The sequence below is a fragment of the Bartonella japonica genome (assembly GCF_040545385.1).
GTDB classification, from domain to species: Bacteria; Pseudomonadota; Alphaproteobacteria; order Rhizobiales; family Rhizobiaceae; genus Bartonella; species Bartonella japonica.
In genome coordinates this window covers 1-26427 of sequence record NZ_JBEPLT010000001.1, presented here as the reverse complement: position 1 = coordinate 26427, position 26427 = coordinate 1, and the positions used below count along the sequence as shown (strand labels likewise).

The 26427-nt window shown below is 39.8% G+C and carries 27 protein-coding genes and 2 pseudogenes; 20 read left to right on the top strand and 9 right to left on the bottom strand.

Features of this window, described 5'->3' with window-relative positions; all coding sequences use genetic code 11:
• Nucleotides 1-47: 47 nt before the first annotated feature.
• Together ABID39_RS00145 and ABID39_RS00140 are read left to right on the top strand one after the other, a co-directional pair.
• Nucleotides 48-446, top strand: a complete 399-nt coding sequence (locus ABID39_RS00145) for a YMGG-like glycine zipper-containing protein (RefSeq protein ID WP_354184835.1) — start codon at nucleotides 48-50, stop codon at nucleotides 444-446.
• The gene (locus ABID39_RS00140) at nucleotides 446-2335 is read left to right on the top strand and encodes an ABC-F family ATP-binding cassette domain-containing protein (protein WP_354184833.1); all 1890 of its coding nucleotides are present in this window, start codon (nucleotides 446-448) and stop codon (nucleotides 2333-2335) included. Before ABID39_RS00145 ends, ABID39_RS00140 begins: the two co-directional genes overlap by 1 nt.
• Before the next feature lie 175 nt (nucleotides 2336-2510).
• Here the strand turns inward: ABID39_RS00140 and ABID39_RS00135 are convergent, their stop codons facing one another.
• Nucleotides 2511-2768, bottom strand: a complete 258-nt coding sequence (locus tag ABID39_RS00135; RefSeq protein ID WP_354184831.1) for a DUF2312 domain-containing protein — start codon at nucleotides 2766-2768, stop codon at nucleotides 2511-2513.
• A gap of 280 nt (nucleotides 2769-3048) precedes the next feature.
• Between ABID39_RS00135 and ABID39_RS00130 the strand changes: the two genes are divergently transcribed.
• Both ABID39_RS00130 and pyk read left to right on the top strand, forming a co-directional pair.
• Complete coding sequence (locus ABID39_RS00130; RefSeq protein WP_435521288.1) at nucleotides 3049-3543, top strand: DUF1036 domain-containing protein; 495 nt, start codon at nucleotides 3049-3051, stop codon at nucleotides 3541-3543.
• Nucleotides 3540-4976, top strand: coding sequence for a pyruvate kinase (gene pyk / locus ABID39_RS00125; RefSeq protein ID WP_354184829.1), 1437 nt, complete (start codon nucleotides 3540-3542; stop codon nucleotides 4974-4976). Before ABID39_RS00130 ends, pyk begins: the two co-directional genes overlap by 4 nt.
• Nucleotides 4977-5329: 353 nt before the next feature.
• Here the strand turns inward: pyk and ABID39_RS00120 are convergent, their stop codons facing one another.
• A complete protein-coding gene (locus ABID39_RS00120; protein WP_354184827.1) occupies nucleotides 5330-5707 on the bottom strand; it encodes a cell division protein ZapA in 378 nt (125 codons plus the stop codon).
• A 12-nt stretch (nucleotides 5708-5719) separates the two neighbouring features.
• Nucleotides 5720-5995: a DUF4164 family protein gene (locus ABID39_RS00115; protein ID WP_354184825.1), complete on the bottom strand. Its 276-nt coding sequence runs from the start codon at nucleotides 5993-5995 to the stop codon at nucleotides 5720-5722.
• 327 nt (nucleotides 5996-6322) lie between these two features.
• Here ABID39_RS00115 and tkt point away from each other — a divergent pair, with 327 nt between their 5' ends.
• The 5 genes and pseudogenes from tkt to ABID39_RS00090 form a co-directional block, all read left to right on the top strand.
• Nucleotides 6323-8329, top strand: coding sequence for a transketolase (tkt, locus tag ABID39_RS00110; protein WP_354184823.1), 2007 nt, complete (start codon nucleotides 6323-6325; stop codon nucleotides 8327-8329).
• A gap of 500 nt (nucleotides 8330-8829) precedes the next feature.
• Nucleotides 8830-9837 (top strand): type I glyceraldehyde-3-phosphate dehydrogenase, encoded by a 1008-nt coding sequence (gap, locus tag ABID39_RS00105; protein ID WP_354184821.1) that lies wholly within the window; start codon nucleotides 8830-8832, stop codon nucleotides 9835-9837.
• 365 nt (nucleotides 9838-10202) lie between these two features.
• A complete protein-coding gene (locus ABID39_RS00100) occupies nucleotides 10203-11396 on the top strand; it encodes a phosphoglycerate kinase (protein ID WP_354185361.1) in 1194 nt (397 codons plus the stop codon).
• 116 nt (nucleotides 11397-11512) lie between these two features.
• The gene (locus tag ABID39_RS00095; protein WP_354184819.1) at nucleotides 11513-12544 is read left to right on the top strand and encodes a class I fructose-bisphosphate aldolase; all 1032 of its coding nucleotides are present in this window, start codon (nucleotides 11513-11515) and stop codon (nucleotides 12542-12544) included.
• A 59-nt stretch (nucleotides 12545-12603) separates the two neighbouring features.
• Nucleotides 12604-12827: pseudogene (locus tag ABID39_RS00090) on the top strand (class I fructose-bisphosphate aldolase); the annotation flags it as partial.
• A 271-nt stretch (nucleotides 12828-13098) separates the two neighbouring features.
• On the opposite strand, the gene rpmE reads toward ABID39_RS00090, so the two are convergent.
• Nucleotides 13099-13320: a 50S ribosomal protein L31 gene (gene rpmE, locus ABID39_RS00085; RefSeq protein ID WP_354184817.1), complete on the bottom strand. Its 222-nt coding sequence runs from the start codon at nucleotides 13318-13320 to the stop codon at nucleotides 13099-13101.
• 205 nt (nucleotides 13321-13525) lie between these two features.
• Here rpmE and ABID39_RS00080 point away from each other — a divergent pair, with 205 nt between their 5' ends.
• Complete coding sequence (locus tag ABID39_RS00080) at nucleotides 13526-15301, top strand: ABC transporter transmembrane domain-containing protein (protein WP_354184815.1); 1776 nt, start codon at nucleotides 13526-13528, stop codon at nucleotides 15299-15301.
• A gap of 205 nt (nucleotides 15302-15506) precedes the next feature.
• On the top strand, nucleotides 15507-15632 hold the full coding sequence (locus ABID39_RS00075; protein ID WP_354184813.1) for a hypothetical protein: 126 nt from the start codon (nucleotides 15507-15509) through the stop codon (nucleotides 15630-15632).
• 265 nt (nucleotides 15633-15897) lie between these two features.
• Here the strand turns inward: ABID39_RS00075 and ABID39_RS00070 are convergent, their stop codons facing one another.
• From ABID39_RS00070 to ABID39_RS00050, 5 genes are all read right to left on the bottom strand, one after another.
• Nucleotides 15898-16689 (bottom strand): inositol monophosphatase family protein, encoded by a 792-nt coding sequence (locus ABID39_RS00070; protein WP_354184811.1) that lies wholly within the window; start codon nucleotides 16687-16689, stop codon nucleotides 15898-15900.
• A gap of 11 nt (nucleotides 16690-16700) precedes the next feature.
• A complete protein-coding gene (efp, locus tag ABID39_RS00065; RefSeq protein ID WP_354184809.1) occupies nucleotides 16701-17276 on the bottom strand; it encodes an elongation factor P in 576 nt (191 codons plus the stop codon).
• A 21-nt stretch (nucleotides 17277-17297) separates the two neighbouring features.
• Nucleotides 17298-17489, bottom strand: coding sequence for a hypothetical protein (locus tag ABID39_RS00060; RefSeq protein WP_354184807.1), 192 nt, complete (start codon nucleotides 17487-17489; stop codon nucleotides 17298-17300).
• 203 nt (nucleotides 17490-17692) lie between these two features.
• Entirely contained in the window at nucleotides 17693-18733 is a 1041-nt protein-coding gene (locus ABID39_RS00055) for a tetratricopeptide repeat protein (protein WP_354184805.1), read from the bottom strand.
• A gap of 19 nt (nucleotides 18734-18752) precedes the next feature.
• Nucleotides 18753-19415, bottom strand: coding sequence for a thiamine phosphate synthase (locus tag ABID39_RS00050; RefSeq protein WP_354184803.1), 663 nt, complete (start codon nucleotides 19413-19415; stop codon nucleotides 18753-18755).
• Between the two features lie 114 nt (nucleotides 19416-19529).
• On the opposite strand from ABID39_RS00050, the gene ABID39_RS00045 reads away from it, so the two are divergent.
• The 9 genes and pseudogenes from ABID39_RS00045 to ABID39_RS00005 all read left to right on the top strand — a co-directional run.
• Nucleotides 19530-20687, top strand: a complete 1158-nt coding sequence (locus ABID39_RS00045; protein WP_354184801.1) for an OpgC family protein — start codon at nucleotides 19530-19532, stop codon at nucleotides 20685-20687.
• Nucleotides 20688-20852: 165 nt separating this feature from the next.
• Nucleotides 20853-21374 carry a DUF1465 family protein gene (locus ABID39_RS00040; RefSeq protein WP_354184799.1) on the top strand — a complete coding sequence of 174 codons (522 nt, stop codon included), beginning with the start codon at nucleotides 20853-20855 and terminating at the stop codon, nucleotides 21372-21374.
• A gap of 285 nt (nucleotides 21375-21659) precedes the next feature.
• Complete coding sequence (gene ruvC, locus ABID39_RS00035) at nucleotides 21660-22169, top strand: crossover junction endodeoxyribonuclease RuvC (protein WP_354184797.1); 510 nt, start codon at nucleotides 21660-21662, stop codon at nucleotides 22167-22169.
• Nucleotides 22166-22783, top strand: coding sequence for a Holliday junction branch migration protein RuvA (gene ruvA, locus ABID39_RS00030; protein ID WP_354184795.1), 618 nt, complete (start codon nucleotides 22166-22168; stop codon nucleotides 22781-22783). Before ruvC ends, ruvA begins: the two co-directional genes overlap by 4 nt.
• A 12-nt stretch (nucleotides 22784-22795) precedes the next feature.
• Nucleotides 22796-23884, top strand: a complete 1089-nt coding sequence (gene ruvB / locus ABID39_RS00025; protein WP_354184793.1) for a Holliday junction branch migration DNA helicase RuvB — start codon at nucleotides 22796-22798, stop codon at nucleotides 23882-23884.
• A gap of 188 nt (nucleotides 23885-24072) precedes the next feature.
• A complete protein-coding gene (gene ybgC / locus ABID39_RS00020; RefSeq protein WP_354184791.1) occupies nucleotides 24073-24513 on the top strand; it encodes a tol-pal system-associated acyl-CoA thioesterase in 441 nt (146 codons plus the stop codon).
• A 145-nt stretch (nucleotides 24514-24658) separates the two neighbouring features.
• Nucleotides 24659-25372 (top strand): protein TolQ, encoded by a 714-nt coding sequence (gene tolQ / locus ABID39_RS00015; RefSeq protein ID WP_354184789.1) that lies wholly within the window; start codon nucleotides 24659-24661, stop codon nucleotides 25370-25372.
• 12 nt (nucleotides 25373-25384) lie between these two features.
• The gene (gene tolR, locus ABID39_RS00010; protein ID WP_354184787.1) at nucleotides 25385-25834 is read left to right on the top strand and encodes a protein TolR; all 450 of its coding nucleotides are present in this window, start codon (nucleotides 25385-25387) and stop codon (nucleotides 25832-25834) included.
• Between the two features lie 76 nt (nucleotides 25835-25910).
• Nucleotides 25911-26427: pseudogene (locus tag ABID39_RS00005) on the top strand (hypothetical protein); the annotation flags it as partial.

Genomic DNA, 26427 nt, shown 5'->3' with positions numbered 1-26427 from the left:
CCAGCGTAAATGATATGTTTGTTATTATCAGAAGGAAAGATTTTTACATGTTAAAATCAATTTTAAAAGTGGCTGTGGTTTCAGCACTGGGATTAAGTACGGTGGCTTGTACTGTTAACGATCAACGTGTTGCGCGTTATGGTGTGGGGGGAGCGGCAATCGGTGCTTTGGCTGGAACAGCAATTGCTGGAAGTACTCCTGGAGCAGCGCTTACTGGAGCAGCATTTGGTGCTATTGCAGGTACAGTAACAGGTGAGGCTGTGAATCAGAAGAAACAGCAAAAACAGATGGCTGAACAACAGGCGCGAGTTTGCACATATCGCAGTAGTAAAGGTCGGATTTATCAAGCACCTTGTGCTCCAAGCATGCCAGTACAAAAATTGTGCACCTACCGTGATGGAAGAGGTGTATTGTATCAAGCACCTTGTCATCAACACGTTCGTTAATGGCCATACCACTGCTGCGGCTTGACCGCATCTTCCTCACTTTTGGAACAACCCCTTTGCTCAATCAAGCTTGTCTATCGGTTGAGCAAGGAGCTCGTATTGCGTTGGTCGGGCGTAATGGTTGTGGAAAATCAACGCTGTTAAAAATTGCTGCCGGAATGATAGAGCCCAGTGCGGGAGAAATTTTTCGCCACCCTCGGGTCATTGTTCGTTATGTTTCACAAAGTCCTGATTGTTCAGGATTTGAAGATATTCATGCCTTTGTGGAAGCTGGTTTGGATGATACACCTGATGTGCAGTGGATCAATACATTACGCACAAATCTTGGTTTTTCAGGAACTGAAAAATTATCGACGCTTTCTGGTGGTGAAAAGCGGCGCGTTTCATTATTACGGGCCATAGCAGCAAAACCAGATATTCTTCTTTTAGATGAACCAACAAACCATCTTGATTTACCAACCATTGAATGGCTTGAATCTGCTTTATGTTCTTTGCGATCAGCGATAGTGGTTATTTCACATGATCGGCGATTTTTAGAAAATGTGACGCAGTCAACAGTATGGCTTGATCGTGGTACAACCAAAAGGCTGGATAAGCGTTTTTCTGAGTTTGAAAATTGGCGTGATAAGGCGCTCGAAGAGGAAGCTATCGATCAGCATAAATTAGGGCGACAGATTGTGCGTGAAGAACAATGGTTGCGCTATGGGGTGACTGCACGGCGTAAACGTAATGTGCGCCGTTTGGGAGCGCTAAAAGAGCTGAGACAGATTCATAAAACCTATAGGGGGCAACCAGGAAGTGCACTTTTAACAGCTGCCAAAAGTCATCATTCTGGCCAATTGGTTCTTGAAGCTAAACGAATTTCAAAATCTTATGGTGATCGTATGATTGTGAAAGATTTTTCTTTGCGCATTCAGCGGGGCGATCGAATCGGTTTGGTTGGTCCGAATGGTATTGGAAAGACAACATTGCTTTCTATTCTGATCGGTAAAGAAGAAGCTGATAGTGGAATGGTGAAGCATGGATATAACCTTGCCATGGCGTTGCTTGATCAACAGCGTACTTTAAATGAAGAAGAAACGCTTGCGCAATATCTCACAGGAGGGAAGGGGGACACTCTCTTGATCAATGGGCAAGAACGTCATGTGGTTTCTTATATGAAGGATTTTTTATTTTTACCTGAACAAGCACGCACACCACTCAAGGAGTTTTCAGGTGGAGAAAGAGCGCGTCTCATGCTTGCTCGATTGCTTTCACGCCCAGCAAACTTTTTGATTCTCGATGAACCAACCAATGATTTGGATATGGAAACATTAGATCTCTTACAAGAATTTATTGCTGATTTTGATGGAACAGTGTTGTTGGTTAGCCATGACAGAGATTTTTTAGATCGTACTGTAACGCATATGTTGGCTCCTCAGGGGGATGGTCATTGGATTTTATATGCCGGTGGTTATAGTGATATGATAGCACAAAACAAACAAGCGGCATTGGTAAAGCGCAAAGATAAAGAATTATCGCAGCGTACAATTCTTTCAAATTCTCGCTCGCGGGAAAATGTGAAACATACCGCATCAACAAAACATTCCTTTATGGAGCAAGAAAAAAAAATTATAGGACAGAAGAAAACAGTTCTGCGAAAATTGTCTTATAAACAAGTTTATGCATTGGAAAAACTGCCTGAACAAATCGCTGTTCTGCAAAACGAAATAAAAAAAATTGAACAAGAGCTCTCTGATCCAACATTGTATTGCAGCAATAAAGACCGTTTCGAGCGTTTATCAATAGCACTGGAAGAGAAGAAAAAAAATTGTGCCCAAAAAGAAGAAGAATGGTTGGAACTTGAGATTTTACGCGAAGAAAGTGAAAAGAAAACCTGTTCGCATTGATATTTCTCGAGGATATTGCGATAGATTTGAATGATTGCTTTCCTTTTACGTCTGTTTTGATGCAATTTTTGACACATTGAGCAAGTGCGCTGGAAAAGAACAAGATCAGTACAAAGAAGAATGGTCGGAACTTGCACTTTTACGCAAAGCAAAATGAAAAGAAAGCGTGGTCGCGTTAACTCATACCAAGGGCATTTTTATAAAGTTGGATGACAGCTTCTTCTTCCATGCGTTCATTCTCTTCTTTTTTCCGTAACCGTATAATGCTTCGAACAGCTTTACTATCAAAGCCAGAGCTTTTAAGTTCAGTGTAAACATCTTTAATATCATCAGAAATCGTTTTTTTCTCTTCTTCTAGCCGTTCAATACGTTCGATGAAAGCGCGTAATTGGTTTACGGATATAGCATGGGTTTGATCGGTTACTGTATTCATTGTATTTTTCTCCAGACTGTCTATTTTAAGCTATTTTATCGATGATAAACCTATGATGAAAAAGCTTAAAAAATAAAAAGTGAATCAAGATGTACACTGTTTTACAAATTGACTTTAAATATTTTGTAAAATTTTAGAATATGTGACTTTATAAGAAGGATATAAGAGTCAAAAAAGAACAAAATACATTATTTTATAAATTTAAAAGGTTTTTAATTTAAAGAGAAGAAAAAAGGGGAGATACTTTATATTTAATAGCTTGCGTTGTGAGGGAAGTTTTGTGGGTATCAAAAAACAGAAATGGGTATTTCAGAAGGGACAGAGAGTTTTTTTCCTGAGTATCCTATTCTTATGTTCATTTGTTGTTTTTGCAAAGGCTGATTTTAGAGTCTGCAATGCGACTCAACAGTCTGTGGGTGTTGCTCTTGGTTATCCTACGCTTTCAGGATGGGTGAGTGAAGGATGGTGGGTCGTGCCGGTGACAGAGTGTAAAACTTTAATCGAAGGGCCTCTTTCTTCACGGTTTTATTATTTTTATGCAGAAGGCTCACAGAAAAAAGGAAATTGGGCAGGTTCTGTTACCATGTGTGTGCAAGATAGCCAATTTACTATTCAAGGGGTTCATGATTGTTTTCCCCGAGGATATCAAAAGGCTGAGTTTAAAGAAATTGATACAGGCAATCAAACCAGTTGGATGGTGCAGCTAACCGATGAATCTTTGTTTGGTGATTCGGCTGAACATTCTCCTCCTCTTTCTGGAGGAACTCTTCCGTGAAGCGAGCACGTAAAGTAAAAATCATTGCTACTCTTGGCCCTTCTTCTTCATCTTTAGAGATGATTGAAAAACTTTTTATGGCTGGAGCAGATGTTTTTCGTCTGAATATGAGCCATATTGACCGTGAAACAATGTGTGATCTAGTCAAACGCATACGAAAGGTTGAAAAAATTGTTCGACGTCCAATCGGTATTTTGGTCGATCTACAAGGACCAAAGTTGCGCGTTGGCAATTTTGCTCAAGGTCAAGAAGATTTATGTGTTGGACAAAAATTTACATTAGATAATCGAGACGTCCCTGGCGACGCACAGCGTGTTTTTTTCTCGCAGGGAGAGGTGTTGGCAGCTGTTAAACCAGGCGATCGGTTGTTGGTTGATGATGGAAAGCTGGAATTGCGTGCTGAAGTATGTAATGGCTATTCTGTTGAGTGTCGTGTGGTTAATGGAACCCGTATTTCTGATCGAAAAGGCGTGAGTTTTCCTGATACGGTTTTGCCTCTTGGTTCAATGACATCAAAGGATGAGGATGATCTGCAGGCTCTTTTAGAACAGTCTGTTGATTGGGTGGCGCTTTCTTTTGTTCAGCGTCCAGAAGACATTATGGCTGTGCGGAAATTAACAAAAAGTAAAGTATCTTTGATGGCTAAGGTCGAAAAACCGCAAGCCCTGGAACATATAGAGAAGATTATTGAGGTTTCCGATGCTATCATGATTGCACGGGGAGATCTCGGTGTGGAAATGCCATTGGAGAGGATTCCTGCACTTCAGATGGAGCTCATAAAAGCTTGTCGTTTGGCTGGGAAGCCTGTAGTGGTGGCTACACAAATGCTCGAGTCCATGATCACATCATCTATTCCTACTCGGGCAGAGGTCTCTGATGTTGCGACAGCAGTTTATGCTGGGAGCGATGCTATTATGTTGTCTGCTGAATCTGCTTCTGGTCTTTATCCTGAAGAAGCGGTGCTTATGATGGACCGGATTGCTCAACAAATCGAACAAGACCCTAATTATGTAGCAATGGTTGGTGCTCAGCATCCTGAGCCAGAGTCAACAGGAACAGATGCGATTTCTCTTGCGGCGCGTCAAATTGCTGAAACGCTTCAATTGGCAGTTATTATTGCTTATACCGCATCAGGAACAACGGGCATACGCGCATCTCGTGAACGGCCAAATAGACCTATTATTGCTTTATCACCCATTGTGAAAACAGCACGGCGATTGGCTTTAGTGTGGGGGCTTCACTGTGTGGTGACTGAAGATGCAAGAGATTTGGAAGATATGGTTGATCGTGCAGCAGTGATTGCCTTTCAAGAAGGTTTTTGTTCTGAAGGAGATTGCTTCCTTGTGACAGCAGGTGTTCCGCTTGGTACGCCCGGTGCTACCAATTTATTACGTATTGCTTCTGTTATCTCAGATAGAACAAAGAGGCTTTAATTGCTTGCATACTATGTTCTTTGCAATGGTGGAGAATGCTTCATTGGATGGTTATTAAAGAAGAATGAGGTTTAGAGGATATAGCCGATCGCGCAGCAGCAATTGCTCCTCTTTTGGAAGATGAGGATAGAGAGTTTGAGGTCATGAGAGTGATTTATACTGGGGATACTAGGAATTACTGGAAATGAGGTTACTGTTGTCTTTTGAATGCCTATATGATTCTATCCTGATTTTGAATATTTTTTTGCAGTGATAAATTCCGATTCTATAAAAGTGCTGTTGCTTCAATATTTCATTTCATCTTTAAATATTTATGTATGTTGTTTACTCTTTTATAAATTTTTTAGCATCATTTATAGATCTTCCTTTTCCTGCAAATTGGTATTTATTTGTTCATCTTTGAGCAATTGCTTGGTAAGTTTTTCAATCCGCTTGGTGGTATCTTGCATAATTTTTCCCATAGTATGGTCTTTTTCATTATGAAGTCGTAAAAGAGCTTTGTATTCTTCTTTTAATTTTTTATGTTCTCGTTTTATTTCTTCCATTTCATCGATAACCATAATTCCGGCCATAACCGCTAAGCGATGATCACCGATTTCACCAAAATTTGCTTTAAGATGCGCGATATATTGATCTAATCGCGCTGCGAGCTCAGTAAGATGGTGTTCTTGCCCTTTATCGCAAGCCATACGATAAATTTTACCATCAATTGTGACGGAAACAGTTTCCATACATTCAAACCTTTATTTATCAATTACAACACGAATCATTTCCATTGCTTTGATCAAACGTTTGGAAACTTCTTTGTTCGCAGCCTCTAACCGATCGGCATGTGCTTCGGCTTTGTCAAGCGCTTGGGCAAGATGGCTACGATCAGCGTTCATTCGTTGAATTTCTTCTTCCCATTCGTTATTTTTATCAATAACGGCGTTGCGGTTTATAATAGTGACTTCTAAGGTTCTTAGCGCTTTTTCTAGTTGCTCTAAAGCGTGGGGGAGAACCGTAGTTTCTTGCTCCATGATGCGTATATCCTTTGGATGATTGTAGCCTTTATCAGTTTTTTATGCAAAAACGAATCACTTTTTTTCTTTTCTTGCGTGAAATTTATTTTTAAATATGTAGGATGTTTTAGCAAGTAAAGCAGAGGACAGATGTTAATTAAAAGCTGGATTTTTAAAGAGTATTGGCATAAATGAATATTTGTATGAAGAACGCGTGAGGGGAATATTATTGCTCCTTGAGTGATAAAAACTTCATGGCGAGGGTTTAAAAACAGTATTTCTCAACAAATTAAGAGAATATGAGAAAAACAACAAAATAACGTGTTTAACAATGGTCTATCATTCATGACAAATACTGAACAACAAAATCAGATGGCTCATGCTATCCGTTTTCTTGCTATTGATGCAATTGAAAAAGCAAATTCTGGTCATCCTGGTTTGCCAATGGGAGCAGCAGATATTGCTACTGTTCTTTATACAAAATTTCTTGCCCATGATCCTAAAAATCCTTGTTGGCCTAACCGTGATCGTTTTGTGTTATCAGCTGGGCACGGGTCTATGTTGCTTTATGCTTTACTGTATCTTTCTGGTTATGAAGATATCTCTCTTGAAGATATTAAAAATTTCCGCCAATTGGGATCAAAGCTTGCAGGTCATCCAGAATATGGGCACGTTGCGGGAATCGAAACAACCACTGGACCTCTTGGACAAGGATTGGCAAATGCTGTGGGAATGGCGCTTGGTGAACGCTTGCAGAATGCTCGGTTTGGCGATCTTGTCAGTCACTACACTTATGTGCTGGTTGGGGATGGATGTCTTATGGAAGGAATTTCTCAAGAAGCAATTTCTCTCGCGGGACATTTAAAACTCAATAAACTGATTGTGTTGTGGGACGATAATAATATTTCTATCGATGGAGAGATTTCTCTTGCTGACAGTACAGATCAGATCGCACGTTTTAAAGCATCCGGTTGGGAAACCCACAAAGTCAATGGACATGATCAAGCCGCAATCGCAAGGGCTATTGAGGCAGCACAAGATTCCGATAAACCAACTTTGATTGCTTGTAAAACAACGATTGGTTTTGGGGCACCCAATAAAGCGGGAACAAATAAAGTGCATGGGGCTCCTTTAGGTCCACGAGAAATTGCCGAAACCCGTATAGCTTTAGGCTGGGATGCTGAGCCTTTCGTTATTCCATCTGAAGTGCTGGATGATTGGCGATTGGCTGGACTTAATGCTGCTAAAAAACGGCAAAAATGGGAAGAAAAATTGGCAAAACGTCCCGTATCAGAACGGGTAGAGTTTGAAAGACTGATGCGTGGCGATCTCATGGGTGGGTTTGATAGCGCTATTGATGCTTATAAACAGCAACTCATTGAAAAGCGCCCTCTTGTTGCTACGCGTAAAGCTTCAGAAATGGCTCTTGAAGTCATCAATGAGACCATTATAGAAACCATTGGTGGTTCTGCAGATTTAACAGGGTCTAATAATACAAAAAGCAGCCAGATGAACAGTATTTCTGCTGAAGATTTCTCAGGGCGCTATGTGCATTATGGTATTCGCGAACATGCAATGGGAGCCGTGATGAATGGGCTTGCTCTTTATGGTGGATTTATTCCTTATGGGGGAACCTTTTTATGCTTTTCTGATTATATGCGTCCTGCAATGCGCTTATCTTCTTTGATGGGATTGCGCGTGATTTATGTCATGACCCATGATTCTATCGGTCTTGGTGAGGACGGCCCCACACATCAGCCTGTGGAGCATCTTGCTTCTTTGCGTGGACTTCCTAATCATCTCGTTTTTCGTCCTGCTGATGCTATAGAAACAGTGGAGTGTTGGCAATTGGCTTTAAAGGCACGTAAAACACCTTCTACGTTGGTTTTGAGCCGGCAAAATTTACCGCTTGTGCGTAAAGAATATGAAGATGAAAATCTGTGTATGCTTGGTGCTTATGAATTGCTTACAGCCAGTGATGATGCGCAGGTAACTTTGTTTTCTTCTGGTTCAGAAGTGCAAATTGCGGTAAAAGCACATACAATCTTAGAAGAAAAAGGTATCCCAACGCGTGTGGTTTCTGTACCTTGTTTTGAACTCTTTACACAGCAATCTCTTTCCTATCAGCAGGCTCTTATTGGGCACGCACCAATTAAAGTTGCCATTGAAGCCGCTGTTAAACAAGGATGGGAACGTTTTATTGGCTGTAGTGGTGTGTTTATTGGTATGGAAGGATTTGGAGCAAGTGGAACAATGGAGGCGCTTTATACGCATTTCGGTATCACTTGGGAGAATGTCGTTGATACCGTTGAAAAAGAACTTGGAAAAATCCACCAGAAAAATATGAAATAATTGTTTGTGTGGTAATCAATGGGTGTGATCATATTGAATGCAATGTTGTTTGCATTTGTGGAGAGAGATTGATCAAAATATTGATGCTGTGGCAGTGGATAGTTTGTAATTGCTGTAAATAAATGATCATTTATTGTGCTAGAGAGATCTATTAAAAAGAAATAATTGTTTGTATGGTAATCAATGGGTGTGATCATATTGAATGCAATGTTATTTGCATTTGTGGAGAGAGATTGATCAAAATATTGATGCTGTGGCAGTGGATAGTTTGTAATTGCTGTAAATGAATGATCATTTATTGTGCTAGAGAGATCTATTAAAAAATATGAAGTAATTGTTTGTATGGTAATCAATGGGTGTAATCATATTGAATGCAATATTGTGTGCATGTGTGAAAAATTATTGATCAAGGTATTGAAATTGTGACAGTGGATAACGCAGTATTATTGTATAAATGGATACCCGTTTGTTGTGCTATAAAAATGTAAAGGAAATGTAAAATGACTGTTCGCGTGGCAATTAATGGGTTTGGTCGTATTGGGCGCAATATTTTGCGCGCTATCGTGGAAAGTAGACGACAAGATATTGAGGTTGTGGCGGTTAATGATTTGGGGTCAGTGGAAACCAATGCTCATTTGTTGCGCTACGATTCAGTCCATGGGCGTTTCCCAGGTCACGTTAAGGTTGTTGGTGATGCTATTGAGGTCGGGAGTGGTTTGGTCAAGGTGTTTGCAGAGCGCGAGCCAGCACAATTGCCTTGGAAGGCTTTGGATATCGATGTTGCTTTAGAATGTACAGGCATTTTTACGGCACGTGATAAAGCAAGTGCGCATTTGGATGCTGGGGCAAAGCGTGTCCTCGTTTCTGCGCCTTCAGAAAATGCTGATCTTACCGTGGTCTATGGGGTGAATCATCAATCTTTGCGTAAAGAACATCAGGTTGTTTCAAATGCTTCTTGTACAACCAATTGCTTGGCACCTGTTGCACAAGTTTTGCATAACGCAATCGGCATCGAAAAGGGATTTATGACAACAATCCATTCTTATACCGGTGATCAGCCTGTGTTGGATACAATGCATCGTGATCTTTATCGTGCACGTGCTGCAACACTTTCGATGATTCCTACCTCAACAGGAGCGGCAAAAGCTGTCGGGTTGGTCTTGCCAGAATTAAAAGGATTGCTCGATGGTGTGTCAATTCGTGTTCCAACCCCAAATGTTTCTGTTGTTGATTTTACATTTACCGCTCAGCGTTCCACAACCATTGAAGAAATTAATACAGCTATTTCTGCCGCTGCATGTGGTTCACTCAAGGGAATTTTAGACACAACAGAGGAAAAACTGGTGAGTTGTGATTTCAATCATAATCCACATTCAGCTATTTTCCACAATGATCAAACAAAAGTTATTGATGGCAAGCTTTGCCGTGTTCTGGTTTGGTATGATAATGAGTGGGGCTTTTCAAACCGCATGGCTGATACGGCTGTGGCTTTTGCTAAAGCAGTATAAAAAAGAAGAATCTATGGTTCTTTTTTACAACAAAAACTATTTTGCGCTATAAGATATAAGGGATGTGTTCTTTTTGAAAAAATGGCGGTAAGTAGTGCAATGTGTGAGAAAAATGTCGTTTAGTGAGACGTGATGCATTTTATTGGGTTTTTATTTAAGGGGATATTACAAATTTTCTCATTGTATAAAAATAAAACTTAAATGAGATGAAAATTGAAAAAAATCGGTGAGGAAGTTAAAGAATATAAAGGTCGATGAGAGAACATAGTAAGTTCTTTTTAGTGGAAGATTAAGAGAAGATTGCGTGAGAAAAAGTTGAGTGGGTGCGTTTATTTGAAACAACAGAAAGTGGAGAGGAAGCGGTAATGGGGTTTCGGACACTTGATGATGTTGATGTCGCTGGGAAACGTGTTCTGGTACGAGTGGATTTTAATGTTCCAATGGCGCACAGCAAGGTGTGTGATGATACACGTCTTAAACGGCACAAAGAAACACTGCTCGAACTTCAAAGTCGTGGTGCTAAGCTTATTTTACTTTCTCATTGTGGGCGCCCAAAAGGACAGGTAGAGCCAGAATTTTCGCTCCGTCCTATTGTGCAAGTGTTGGAAAAAATAGTCAATCAGCCTGTGGCTTTTGCATCAGATTGTATCGGCGTTGAAGCACATATAGCGGTTGAGTCATTGAAAAACGGTGATGTTTTATTGCTTGAAAATGTCCGCTTTCATTCAGGTGAAGAAAAAAATGAGAGTTCCTTTTCTGAAGCTTTAGCCCATAATGGAGATCTTTATGTTAATGATGCTTTTTCAGTCTCTCATCGTGCCCATGCTTCGGTAGAAGGAATAACACATTTATTACCTTCTTATGCAGGACGTTCTTTGCAGGGAGAATTGCAGGCACTAGAAAAAGGACTTGGTAACCCAGCACATCCAGTTATTGCGCTTGTTGGAGGTGCAAAGGTTTCTACGAAGCTTTTTGTGCTCAATCATTTGGTTGAAAAGGTCGATTATTTGGTAATTGGTGGTGGCATGGCCAATAGCTTTTTGGTAGCACAAGGTGTGCAGGTTGGAAAGTCACTATGTGAATATACGCTTACGGAAACAATCAAAAAAGTGATTAAAAAAGCGAAAGAATGCCAATGTACGCTTTTGCTCCCAGTGGATGCGGTTGTTGGATTTCGTTTTGAAAAAAATGCACCACATCGTCTCTATGATATCGGAGATATTCCTGAAGGAGGGATGATTCTCGATATCGGTACACGCTCTATTGCACATATCAAAGCTGCGATTGATAAGGCTGCTACTATGGTGTGGAATGGACCCCTTGGTGTTTTTGAAATGCCCCCTTTTGATCAAGGAACGATTGCTGTTGCTCGTTATGCAGCAGAACGCAGTTTAGCAGGAAAATTGGTTTCCATTGCAGGAGGAGGAGATACAGTTTTTGCGCTTAATCATGCTGGTGTTGCCAATGATTTTACTTATCTTTCGACAGCAGGAGGGGCTTTTTTAGAATGGATGGAAGGCAAAGTTTTGCCCGGTATTCTCGCTCTCATGCAGGCTTAAAAGTTTTATTTGAAGGGAAAGTGTAAAGAAAAATGATAGGGTCGTGGGGTCTGTAGGTTGTGTTTCATCCGTGCGGTCCACTTTTGGAAGTTAAGAGAATTAAAGAGGAATTGCTTATGAATGAACGTCTTGAAGAGATAGCACTTGCTTTGGTAAATGCGGGTAAAGGTATTTTGGCAGCAGATGAAAGCACTGCGACAATTGGAAAGCGTTTTGAAAGTATTGGTGTGGAATCCAGTGAAAATACGCGTCGTGCCTATCGTGAAATGCTTTTTACGGCAAAAGAAGCTATGGAAAATGCCATTTCTGGTGTCATCTTATTTGATGAAACTATTCGTCAAAAAGCATCTACAGGGAAAATGTTGACAGATCTTATTCGTGAGGCGGGTGCTTTGCCAGGTATTAAAGTCGATACTGGAGCCAAACCATTAGCAGCTTTTCCTAAAGAAACAATCACAGAAGGATTAGATGGACTTCGTGAACGTTTAAAAGATTATTATGCATTGGGAGCGCGTTTTGCTAAATGGCGTGCGGTCATTGCTATTGATGAACATACTCTTCCAACAAGAGGCGCTATAAACCAAAATGCACAAGCTCTCGCGCGTTATGCTGCTTTATGTCAGGAAGAAGGTATTGTGCCGATCGTTGAACCAGAGGTGTTGATGGATGGACCATCACGCCAACATTCAATTGCGCGTTGTTTTGAGGTTACACAAGTCGTATTAAGCACTGTATTTAAAGAATTGTTTGAGGCGCGTGTTCTTTTGGAGGGTATGATTTTAAAACCTAATATGGTGATTGATGGAAAAGATGCCCGCAGCGCTTCTGTTGAAGAAGTGGCTGAAAGATCTGTTCAGGTTCTTAAACAGACTGTCCCAGCTGCTGTTCCGGGAATTGCATTTCTTTCTGGAGGGCAGTCTGATGAAGAAGCAACGATGCATTTGTCTGCCATGAATGCTTTGGGCGCATTGCCTTGGAAATTGACCTTTTCTTATGGGCGGGCATTGCAAGCCGCTGCCTTGAAGGCATGGGCTGGAAAAGATGAAAATATTGCTGCTGCACAAAATGCTTTTTGTCACCGTGCACGCATGAACCATTTGGCTGCTTTGGGACAATGGACAAAAAATCAGGAGAAATCTTGCGCTTAAAAAAAGAGAAAACGCCGTATAAAAGATGCTTTTATCTGCTGTTCTAAGGTGCTTTTTTGCGTTGTTTTGAGGTTACACAAGTCGTATTAAGCACTGTGTTTAAAGCATTGTTTTTGAGGTGCGTGTTCTTTTGGAGGGTATGATTTTAAAACCTAATATGGTGATTGATGAGAAAAATGTCCGCAGCGCTTCTGTTGAAGAAGTGGCTGAAAGATCTGTTCAGGTTCTTAAACAGACTGTCCCAGCTGCTGTTCCGGGAATTGCATTTCTTTCTGGAGGGAAGTTTTTTGCGGCTTCTTCTTTTTTCGTGTTATTACAGTTTATATAAGCGTGAGCAGCTTTAATTTTTCTGCCATACGCAAAAAACCCCGCTTCAAAGCAGGGCATCTCATTTGTCATTTTATAAGCGTTTTTTATCAAAAGTCTCAATGGCAAGAGTCATTAAATTATATTCTCTTTCCATTCTAAAGCAGATGAATTTCTTTCAATGTACAGTTCTTGACTGTATGTCTGCTCTTGACGGCTAGAAAAAATCTTTAGTTAGAAGAAAATTTTTACAAGCCAAGATCACCAAAACGATTCTTAAATTTAGAAACACGACCACCACGGTCGACGATTGTTTGAGACCCACCTGTCCACGCTGGGTGAGTTCTTGGATCGATATCCAGATTCAGAACGTCTCCTTCTTTTCCCCAAGTGGAGCGCGTTGTATATTTGGTCCCATCCGTCATAACAACGGTAATTTTGTGATAGTTGGGATGAATATTCGCTTTCATGCGTCAAACCTTTTGTGTCTATAAAATGAAATGCTACTTGTTCACTTTTTAAGTGCGTTTCTTTTATCTTTTTGATAAATTAATTACAGTAATCTTTCTATAACTGAGCATGCATCAAAAAACAAGTGTTCAAGTTACATCGTTGTATTAACTGTTATAGACAACTTACGTTTTATAGACAATCTAATATAATAAGCGAAATTTTATGCATCTCTTTAAAAAATCAGAAAAATCTGCAAGGTTTTCATTTTCTTCATTTACGACGTTTGGTCCTTATTTTGTACGTTATCGTTGGTTGTTTATCTTTGCCTTTTTTGCCTTGTTGGTTGCTGCTTTTGTTACTTTGGCTTTGCCCGTTGCTATTCGTCAGATGCTTGATCATGGTTTTTCCATTTCAAGCCACGGCAATATCAATTTTTATTTTGGTATTTTATTTGTCTTAGCTTTGCTGCTCGCTCTTGCTTCTTCTTGCCGCTATTATTGTGTCATCACTTTAGGAGAACGGATGGTTGCAGATTTACGACGTGATGTGTTTGGACATATCATGAAACTTTCTCCTGCTTTTTTTGATAAATCTCATTCTGGTGAAATTGTTTCGCGGCTTTTAACAGATACAACGCAAATAAAATTAGCTGTTGGATCAACGGCCTCGACGGCTTTGCGTCATCTGATTGTGGTGATTGGAGCAATCGTGATGATGGTTATCACCAATGCTAAATTGTCTTTGCTTGTTTTGCTTTCTATTCCCTTTGTGGCTATACCCTTGGTTGTCTTTGGGCGCAAAGTACGGACACGGACACGCGCTGCGCAAGATCGTTTAGCTGATGCCAATGCTTTGGCAACAGAACAGATCAGTGCTATTCGCACTGTACAGGCTTTTACAGCGGAAAAACTTGTGTCTAAGCGTTTCTCACAGTTGATAGAACGTGCTTTTCAAACAGCACGGGATTCTGTGATCTTACGTTCCTTTTTTACTGGTTTTGCAATTTTTTTGATTTTTGGTAGTGTGGTGGCTGTCTTATGGATTGGATCCCGAGATGTTTTGAATGGCACTATGACAGGCGGAACATTAGGTCAATTTGTCCTTTATGCAGTTTTTGGAGCTTCAACCTTTGCTCAATTATCAGAATTGGGAGCAGAATTAATACAAACAGCAGGGGCAGCTGAACGGATTGCCGAATTGTTGAAAGAGCAACCCACTATTTTAGATCCAAAAGTGCCGTTACGGATGGAAAAACCTGTTCAGGGGGAAATTGTTTTTGATCAGGTTGATTTTACTTATCCTTCCAGACCACAAGAAAAAATTTTGCACTCTCTTTCTTTTTCTGTCAAAGCAGGCGAAACTGTGGCTTTTGTTGGTGCTTCTGGAGCAGGAAAAAGCACTCTCTTTTCTTTGATCCTTCGTTTTTATGACCCAACAAACGGAAAAATCCGCTTTGATGGTGTGGAGATTGATCACCTTTCTCTCCAAGATTTACGGAATGCAATTTCCTATGTACCACAAGAAGTCGCTATTTTTGATGGAACAGTACGCGATAATATTATTTTTGGTACAGAAAATACCCATGAAGAGCAAATCATCGCTGCTGCCAAAACAGCGAACGCACTCGAATTTATTAAAGCTTTACCAAATGGCTTTGATACTGAAGTGGGAGAACGCGGTACTATGCTTTCTGGTGGGCAAAAGCAACGCATTGGTATCGCACGTGCGATTTTAAGAAATGCTCCTCTGTTACTGCTTGATGAAGCAACATCAGCTTTAGATGCAAACAGTGAAAAGTTGGTGCAAGAAGCCTTAGAAGGGTTGATGAAAAATCGAACAACTTTGGTGATTGCACACCGTTTAGCAACAATTTTAAAAGCGGATCGTATTCTTGTGATGGATAAAGGTGTTCTTGTTGAAGAGGGAACACATGCAGAACTCATCGCACGAAATGGGATCTATGCTTATTTAGCCAAACTACAATTTGCATCTGAATAATTGATGGTCATTGATGGTGAAACATCGTTATAAATAGAAGCATTCTTATGTGAAAAAACCTAGTTTAAGAAACTTGCGATTAACAATAGAGATTAGGCGCTTTTATTTATAGAGATTAGATGTTTTTAGGTATAAGGAGTGTTGTGGAAGATCTGAGATTTCTTCACATAAAAGGGTGCTCTCATCTTTTGCAATGGAATATGCAATGGATGTTTGGAGGAATGTTTGGGATTGGTGGTTTCGCGAGAAGGCTGTAAGTTTAGTGTTGGTGAAAGATATTGAAGCAGTAATTGCAGTAAAATTTGGAGGTATCTTTTATCGGAATGCATGAAATCTTGGACTGATCGCGATTGAATTCTAAAATCTATCCATTGATAAAAGAAAGAATGTAAGCATCAATCTCATAGAAGGAACGATAGAAGATGTAAAAAGGAAATTTCTATTCATCCCTTCTTTGGAATTTATACTTAACATATTGGTTAAGGAGCTATTGGCTAAAGGGGGCTTTTCCACTATGGAGGTTAGCCAATTGAGCCTTTAAGAAAAACCGCATCATATATGATAATTCAGAACGTCTTTCTTACATATTTTGAAAATCAAATGCCTTTTTTGAGGGTTTTTTCTAATTTCATGCGAATATGCTCATTGCTAGCAATGATATTTTTTTTGCGAAAGATATCGTTGCCACCTTCTTTATCAGTCACAAAACCACCCGCCTCACGAACCATCAATATTCCAGCAGCCATATCCCAAATTTGCAGATTATCTTCCCAGAACCCATCTGTTCTCCCAGCAGCAACATAAGCTAAATCAAGAGCAGCAGCTCCAAAACGGCGCAATCCAGCAACTTCCGCCATTACATTGCGCAATTCAATCAAATATGTTCCATGATTTGGGCGTCCCAAATGCGGCATACCTGTTGCAATGACACAATCTTCTAATCTTCTTCGGGCAGAAACGCGACAGCGCCTGTCATTAAAAAAAGCACCTCCACCGCGTTCAGCAGTAAAGAGCTCATCACTTACGGGATTATAAATTACACCAGAAACAATTTTTCCTTGACTCTCTAAGGCAATGGAAACAGCAAAAAAAGGAATACCATGGAGAAAGTTTGTTGTGCCATCCAAAGGATCAACAATAAAACGATGTTGAGAATCCTCCCCAATAATTTCTTCAGATTCTTCCATCAAAAACCCAAATTTAGGACGTGCTTTGCTCAATTCACTGAAAATAATTTTCTCAGCTTTGCGATCCGCTTGACTTACGTAATCGGAGGGACCTTTCAAAGATACTTGCAAATTTTGCACTTCGCCATAATCACGCACCAGCGAGCGTCCAGCTTTCATTGCAGCTTGCACCATGACATTCATGATTGCAGAATGTGCCATCTTTTATTCCTTTATTTATCCTTTTCATTCGCACGACGCAAATAAACCAAATCGTTGGTATCGACAATGACACGTTCACCAGCATTAATAAAAGGAGGCACAAGAATGCGAATGCCATTTTCAAGAATTGCAGGCTTGTAAGACGCTGTGACCGTTTGTCCCTTAATGGCAGGATCCGCTTCAGAAATTTCCACAGTAACTTGATCAGGAAGCGATATGCCAATGGGCTTTTCTTGATAAAGTTCAACGGTTACAGTCATACCATCTTGTAGAAAAGCAGCACGTTCACCAACAAAATCTTTTTGCAATTCAAGTTGCTCATAGGATTGTGAATCCATAAAGATTAAAACATCATTTTGTTCATAAAGAAACGTGAAATCTTTTTGTTCAAGACGGACCTTCTCAACCGTTTCTGAGGCCCGAAATCGTTCATTGAGCTTTGTTCCATCAATCAAATTTTTCATTTCGACTTGATTAAATGCACCGCCTTTTCCCGGCTTTACAGCATTGCATTTAACAGCCACCCATAAACTTCCTTGGTGTTCGATCACATTACCAGGTCGAATTTCATTGCCATTAATCTTCATCGTTTATATCCAATTCTATTTTCACAAAAAAATCTCTCTTTTTGTTCTTACAGTTATTGTTGTTCTTACAATTACTGCTTTCTTTTTGTATTGCTTTCCTTTTGTCTTTGCGATGAGCTCTGTTATGTCATTTTTTCTGCTGATGAGTTCTCTTGTTGTTTTTACAGCAGATTTTCTCTTGGTCTTTACAGAATGCTCTTTAGCTGTCTTCACTGTTAGGTTTTCTTATAACAAAGAGAAAAACCCAGTAAAGGATTCCCACCAAAGAATTTTTAGTTATTCTTGTTTTCTAATTCTTTGCAAGATCATAAAAAAAGCTAAGAAGCAAGCATTTTAAAAATTTGCACAAAGATTTTTGTGGGGATTTGTATAGGGATCTTTAGTGGAATTTCTTTTTTCATTTTTTTCACGTTTTTTCAAAAAATAGGAAGAAGTTTTACTGCTTCTTTGTGTGCTTTTTCCAATTGTGTATCGTCCATACCTTGGAGCATTATTTCAAGATCAGAGGCTTGCATTTTCGCTTCTTTTGCAAGCATATACCAAGCTGCTGCCATGATTATATCACCTTGTGTGCCTATACCATCCCGATAAAGTCTCGCAAGACAAATTTGTGCGTGTGGAATCATATTCATGGCATTGCGCAGAAGCAAATCAAAAGCACGTTGAAAATCTGTGTCTCCTCCACGCCCTTGTGTAAGCCATTGTGCCAAAAGGATCTGTGCCATATAATGGTTGCTTTGAGAAGCAATTTCCATGAGTCGACGCGCATTGCGGTCATCTTTTGGTCGTGTTAAAGTTCCTGAAGAAAGGATTTTTGCAGCAGAAAAAGCAGCTTCCGCATCTCCAAGAGCAGCACCTTTGAGGAACCACTTTAATGCTTGTTCTATTGCCTCATTTTCACGGTTTGGTGAATGAACACCTGCAAGCACTTGTTTTTCACGTTCAGCTTTGTAAAGAACTAATCGTCCATAATAGAAATAGGCTTCTTTTACGCCAGCGTCTACAGCTTTTCGAATAAATTGTTCACCAAGTTCCTGATTTTGTGTAATAAAATGACCATCAAATAACATAAGCCCATAGCGTAGTTGTGCTTGTGGTTCACCTTGTTTTGCAGCTCGTCCAAACCACAAAGCAGCGCGCGCACCATCAGATGGAACAGCACAGCCTTCTATATAAATTCGTGCCACAAGAGTTTGTGCAAAAGGATCATTTTTTTCGGCACGCTTGAGCGCTTCACGAAAGGCTTTCAAATAATAACCTTGAAGGTAATAATCATAAGCTTGGTCATATTGTCCAGCTTGTAAGGGCTGGAAATTTTCTTCACTGTTTGAATCGTTTTGAATGGTATTGAAAGAGCGTTCAAGGTTTAAGGATCCATCAGAAGTTTCAGCAAAACTTACAACACGACTTGCAAGCCAAATAACGACCAGAATAAGAATCCTAAAACTTTTAATCATTGAATGTTCTCTCTATTAATTACAGGAAAAAGCTTTCACATTTTTCTTTCATCATTTCAAGCAGAAGAAAAGGATTATCATGTGCAAAAATGATTTCTTCAACGGCTATAAACTCACATGCGGTTTGCACAACCTCATCAAAAGTTGCAAAATCACTTCCTGCTTGAATAATCGCAGGAATTTCCATAACTTCTGCCCACCATTGTGCTAGCTGGATATTGCGGGGGTGAGCGTGTGGCTTTTTATCAAAACCTAATTTACCAAATAATAAATAATCAACATTCGCTTCTCCAGCAATCATCGCACTATGGCGATTGCGCAAATTTCCAAAGCCTATAATTTTTTGTCCTTTTTTCTGAGTATCAAGATATTTGAGAGTGTTAAGATCATTCTCTATATGAAAACCATCAGCCTTGATCCGTTCAGCAATGCGATTGTCAGCAGCAACGAGAAGGGCCGCATCATGACGCTGAATATCTTCTCCATAAATTTTTGCTTGTTGTTGTAAAAAAACTCCATCATCCTTCAACCCTTGGGAATCATAGAGGATAACGCAGACAAAAGACTTCGTTTGCAAAATTTGGTGCAAAAAGGTGGGAGATAAAACACGTCGGACATCAAATGTTAAAACCAATTGAGGAAAAGAATGGGAAACAAGCGGTTTATTCTTTTGTGGTGTCATAAAAAAATCCTTGAATCTTAAAAAGAAACTTGACTCTTAAAAGTTAAAGCTTCATCCTATAAAATCGCTTTAGCTGCGGTAAATAGCCGTTTTGCGATTTGTGAGGGTTCGTTTATGGGGTGCCAAGGTATTCTTCATCATAACACACATCTTTCTCATCGCGATACACGCATTGATGTTTTTCGTTCTTTAGCCCTATTGACGATTTTCATCAACCATATTCCTGGAACGTTATACGAAAATATAACACATAGAAACTTTGGTTTTTCTGATTCAGCAGAAGTTTTTGTTTTGCTTTCAGGTGTTTCTCTTGGGCTCAGTTTTCATGCTCGTTTGCATCAGGAGTCTTTTATTTTCATTGTACGCAAATTCTGGAAGAGAGCTTTTCAGCTTTATGGGGCATATCTTTTCACAACTTTTGCAACTTTAAGCCTTTTTTTAGGGGCTTTCTCATTGTGGAATGCAGAAGAACTTTTATCGATGAACAATGTGGGGTTATTTTTCACACAGCCCTTTGTTGCATTCTTTAGCACCTTAACTTTTGGGCATCAATTAGGATATAATAATATTCTTCCGCTTTATATTTTTTTGATGCTCTTTGCACCTTTTGCACTTTATTTATGGTGTAAACAAAAAAATCTTCTGCTTTTAAGCTCATTCATGCTCTATCTGATCTGCGGATTTTATGAAATTGCTCCCTCTTCTTATCCTTTACAGGGGAAGTGGTTTTTGAACCCTTTATCTTGGCAGTTTTTATTTGTCATAGGGTTGATCAGCACTTTATCTCTTAAACAAGGAAAAACAATCGCTTTTAAGCCTTTTTGGATTGTTTTTTCAGGGGCTTATCTTTTGCTTTCTCTGTTATGGGTTCGTTTAGATTGGTGGGGGGTGTTGCAATGGCTTGGATGGTCTTCTCCGCTGTTTAATTTTAATAAAACCTTTTTAAGTGTGCCACGTTTGCTGCATATCATTGCCTTATCAGTATTCATCCTTTGCTTGCCTAGCTTGCATAAATTGTTTCATGTCTCCAAACAGAATCCCTTAGCAATTCTAGGAAAACACACTTTACCTGTCTTCATCACAGGGACTCTTTTTGCTATGTTTGGACAAATTGTAAAAACAGTGATGGTGGAGACGTTTTTTTTCGATAGCATCCTCATCATAAGTGGTATTGCTACGCAGTTTGGGGTTGCCTATTATTATGAAAAACGTCCATTTTTTCAGCAGTTTTTTCAAAGAAACCCTCTCAGAAGGAGGTCTGTTAGTCTGTGATTTCGTGCTTTTGACACGTTAACCTTAGTGTGAGAAGCACATTGCACAAAAGTTTTAAAAGAGGTACTCAATAAAAAGTATTTTACACAGCAGAACAAAGAAACTTTTTAACCCTTACTTCGTTGAGTGTCATAATTTTTGTGCTGGTATTTGGAGTATAAAAGCGTGAGCGTATATAAACATCCTTATGATGATGAGCCTATCATTATGATTGAGCATAATGCTTTTGAAATTGCTTTTAATCGTCTCTATGAAGAAACGATGACGTTGATTGAAGAAACAGCAACCTATATCGATACAGAAGGGAAACTAGCAGCACGTTCTCTCTCAACAGAGATTTCTGCAACTTATGCAAAAGAAGCTATGTATTTAAGTACGCGGCTTATGCAAATTGCCTCTCAATTGCTTCTGCTTCGTGCTGAGCGTGACGGGGAAATGTCACCAGAACAAATACAAAAAGAAATAGCAAAAATATCGCTTCATACACCAACATTGGAACGAGAAAGCCCGCATTGGCAAGAGTTGCCAGAAGTTTTTCGTAATTTTGTTGCTCATTCACTTCGTCTGGAAGCACGTATGCAATATATGCGTACTGGTAAAGAAGAGCGATCTTCTCAAGTCTTGGAGGAGGATAATCCAGTGGGAAAACAAATTGAATTACTTAAAACAGCATTTGGGCGTTCTTAGAAAATTTTGATCTTGTTTCTTTTCCATTTGGCCGTATGCTTCTTCTATCGAACGAATTTTTATCTATCTCCTTGGTTTGTTATTTTGTATTCTTTCCTTTATTTGTTGTGCTACGTCGTCTCTGTTCAAGCGCAGAAAAAACAGATAGGCTTGTTTTATGATAGAGACAATTTGTATTATAGTCATTGGTCTCAGATTATGGCATCAAGGATGGGGTGTTATCGGTCTCTTATGCAAGTGCGGGAAATCTTATGCAAGTGTGGGAAAATAGATAGACTTTGATTTATGGCAGAGACAATTCGTATTATAGGCATTGATCCAGGATTACGGCATACAGGATGGGGTGTTATTGATCTCTCCGGTAATCGTCTTCAATTTATTGCAGCAGGAACGCTTTCTTCTGATGTACGGTGTGATCTTGCTTCTAGGTTATGTCAGCTTTATAAGGGGCTTTCACAGATTATGCACCAATTTATGCCTCATGAAGCTGCTGTAGAACATGTGTTTGTTAACAAAGATGCTACGGCAACTTTAAAACTTGGTCAAGCGCGTGCTATTGCATTGCTTGTTCCAGCACAAGCAAACCTTCCAGTTTTTGAATATGCTCCAAATAAAGTAAAAAAATCGGTTATTGGTGTTGGGCATGGCACAAAAGAGCAAATTCATATGATGGTAAAAGTTCTGCTTCCACGTGCCGAATTTAACAGCAATGATGCAGCGGATGCTCTCGCACTTGCTCTTTGCCATAGCACGCACCGTAGCAGTATTTCTCATCGTTCGAGGATTATGGCATGATTGGCAAATTAAAAGGTACTCTTGAACATCTTTTTGATGATCATATACTTGTTGATGTTCATGGTGTGGGGTACGTCGTTTTTATATCAAATCGGCTGCGTCCTTCTTTACCGGCTCTTGGTGAGAGTATAAGTCTTTTTATTGAAACACATGTTCGTGAAGATTCCATTCGCCTTTTTGGTTTTGCTACAAGTGCTGAACAAGAGTGGTTTTGTCTGCTGCAAAATGTTCCTGGTGTAGGAGCGAAGGTTGCCTTGGCAATTTTAGGTACTTTATCACCAGATGAATTAGCGCAAGCAATTGCATTAAACGATGTTGCGATGATTAGTCGTGCTCCGGGCGTTGGTAAAAAAGTCAGTGAAAGAATTGTTGGTGAACTCAAAAGCAAAACTTTACCATTTGATGAGAATATGATCCATATTGCTCCCACTCCTCGTGTAGAGGGAGCCAATCAGCTCAATAACGATGCACTCTCTGCTTTGATCAAGCTTGGTTTTGAGCGTGAACAAGCAGCCCGTGCTCTTGCTTTAGCGATGAAAGATCTTGAAGAGGAAAATGTTTCTTCAGCACTGCTTATTCGCCATAGCCTCAAATTGCTTTCCCCTCCTAGTTAGGATGAGTTCATAATGCATAAAGACGAAAATCAACGCCTTTTGGGGGCTGTTCCCCTTCCTAACGATCCAGATCGTTCTTTGAGACCACAAGTCCTAGATGATTTTATTGGTCAAGAAGCTGCGCGAGCGAATTTGAAAATATTTATTGAAGCAGCAAAAGCACGTCAAGAAGCCCTAGATCATGTTTTGTTTGTCGGACCACCTGGTTTGGGAAAAACAACGCTTTCACAGATTATGGCCAAAGAATTAGGCGTTAATTTTCGTTCCACTTCAGGTCCGGTTATCGCAAAAGCAGGAGATTTGGCAGCCCTTTTAACTAATCTAGAAGAGCGTGATGTCCTTTTTATTGATGAAATTCATCGTTTAAGTCCAGCAATTGAAGAAATTCTTTATCCTGCTATGGAAGATTATCAGCTCGATCTTATCATTGGTGAAGGTCCTGCAGCACGGTCGGTGAAGATTGATCTTGCTCAATTTACTTTGGTAGCAGCAACGACGCGATTAGGGCTGTTGACCACACCATTACGAGACCGTTTTGGTATTCCAATTCGGTTAAACTTTTATACCATAGAGGAATTAAAATATATCGTTCAGCGTAATGCTCGTCTTTTTTCGGTACAAATGAGTGATGATGGTGCCCATGAAATTGCGCGTCGGGCACGCGGGACTCCGCGGATTGCTGGAAGGCTTTTACGGCGGGTTTGTGACTTTGCTTTGGTTAAAGGGGCAAAAAAAATTGATCGTACCATTGCCGATGAAGCACTCTCTCGTTTGGAAGTGGATCATCTGGGGCTTGATCCACTTGACCATCGCTATTTGTTACTCATTGCTGAAACTTTCTTAGGTGGACCGGTGGGGATTGAAACAATTGCAGCGGTTCTCTCAGAACCCCGTGATGCCATTGAAGATATTGTTGAGCCTTATCTTCTTCAACAAGGTTTTATTCAGCGTACCGCTCGTGGAAGAATGCTTACTCAAAAGGCTTGGAGCCATTTAGGGCTTTGCGCTCCAGTCTCCACGACTTCAGCACAAAAACGTATATATGATAGCCAAGACTCTTCATCCCACCAAACAACTTTATGGGAGGAAGATGATAACTGATATATCCTCTTCAAAAGATCATCTGTATCTTACAGAGAAAAAATATTGCGTGAGTGAATGTTTATCCAAAAAGCCTAGAGCCATTTAGGACTTAGCGTTACGTTTTTCACGATTTCAACATAAAAATGCAGTTAATTGCTCGATGTTCAAGAGCAATCACTTCACCAAATGATTTTATGAGACATCAGATGACTAAAAAATCTTCTTTAAAGAGCAATCATACAAACAGTTTTCATGATTTTCAGGTACGCGTTTATGTTGCTGATACAGACTTTTCTGGTGTGGTTTACCATGCGCGCTATTTGGAGTTTCTTGAACGGGGACGTTCAGAATTTTTACGGGATATAGGTTTTAACAACGAGATGTTGGTAGCCGGTGTTGAGGGTGAAAAACTGTTTTTTGTTGTACGTCATATGGAGATCAACTTTTTACGACCAGCACAAATCGATAATCTTTTAACACTCAAAACGCGGATTACTCACATTCAAGGGGCACGTTTTTTTATGGAACAATGTATTTTATGTGAGGATATTTTGTTGGTAACAGCAAAAGTTGAAATTGCTCTTATTAATGAAACAGGAAAACCACGACGTTTACCTAAAGGACTTTTTGCAATAATTTCCGTTTAAAAAGTATACTTTGTTTAACAAAGTGGATAGTATATAAACTCTTTGCTGAAGAGAAACGAGTTTTTTCTTAAATTTAGAAACTATAAAACAATTTGCTTTATTAAATTGTTACAAGGATACTTTTTTACTTAGAAAGACAAAAATTATGCCGCATATAGAACTAACGAATCCAGAAGCAATTGGAATGTTACGCTTATTTATGCAAGCGGGATTGGTTGTTAAAGTTGTTATGGTTGGATTGCTGTTAGCATCTGTATGGAGCTGGGCAATTATTTTTGATAAAATCTTTACTTACCGGAGAATATGGCGCGAAATAAAACAATTTGAACATACATTTTGGTCAGGAAGACCTTTAGAAGACCTTTACGCAGCGTGTAAAAAACAGCGCACCTGTAGCATATCTGCAGTTTTTATGGCTGCAATGGGCGAGTGGCAAAAATCCCTTCAAAAAGGAATTCATGCATCACTCAGTTTGCAGAGCAGAATTGATAAGGCTATGGATCTGACTTTGGTGCGTGAAAGTGCAAAAATAGAATCACAATTAGGTTTTCTTGCAACACTTGGATCCGCAGGACCTTTTATCGGACTTTTTGGAACGGTCGTTGGTATTATGGGGTCATTCCTTTCTATTTCAGCTTCTCAAAACACTTCGCTTGCAGTTGTTGCTCCAGGTATTGCTGAAGCACTTTTAGCAACTGCCATCGGTTTATTTGCAGCAATTCCAGCAGTGATTGCCTATAACAAATTGATCAATGAAAGTGCAAAAATTATTGCACAAATAGAAAACTTCGCTGATGAATTTTCTACAATTGTGTCACGGCGTATTGATGAGACACGTACATCTCATCCATCATTATAAGGGAAGAATTTTATGGGAATTTCTGTTACTTCTTCTCACAAAAAAACACGCAGACGACATCGCTCACATAACCAACTGATGAGCGAGATTAATGTTACACCATTTGTTGATGTTATGCTGGTGTTGTTGATCATTTTTATGGTTTCTGCTCCACTCTTGGTCAATGGTGTCCCTCTTGATTTGCCTAGTAGTCAAGCCGGACCCGTGCGTGCGCAGAGCACGCCTCTCACAGTTTCACTTGATGCTTTGGGACGTCTGGCCATTAATCAAGATTATTACGATACATCTGAAGCTTTGATTGCACAACTTAAAGCTCAATTGGAAATAGACCCTGAACAAAAAAACCAACGTATTTTTGTACGTGCCGATAAAACTGTTGAATATCAAAAAGTGTTACAGCTGCTTGCCGAACTTCAAAAAGCAGGTTTTTCACAAGTTGCTTTAGCAAGTCTCGTACAATAAGATTATTATAAACCTATCATATATTGCATGCAAAATAACAAACAGTCCTCAAAAATAAAAAACACAAGGTATGGAGATGAACAAAGACTCTTATCATAGTATAAAACGAGGCTTGGCTTTATCCCTTACAGTGCATGCGATTTTTCTCATTTGGGGCGCTTTTCACTTTACCAGTTCCGTTTCTTTACCACAACCGTTGGAAGCTATTCCGATCACTTTTGCTCCTTTATCTCAAGAATTTGCCTCTCAACGAGGTGCGTTAAACGTTCCTGTGCGTGCGATTCCATCAGAAAAACCAACAATTAAACCACAAGAAAAAGAAGAAGCACATCATGTTGGGGAGGGAAAGATAGATAGCATAGCACCCTTCAAACCAAACGAAAAACCAAAGCTCGTTGAAACAACCTCTTCGCTATCAGGGGAAAAGAAAACACCAGAGGAATCTTCCACACTCTTTGAAAAACAAGAATTCTCTAAAACAAAAGTGGAAGATATTTTTGAGAAGGTTACACCAGAGGTGCCCTTAGAGAAGCCAGAGGTTGCTGAGAAGGTTACACCAGAGGTGCCCTTAGAGACACCAGAGGTTGCTGAGA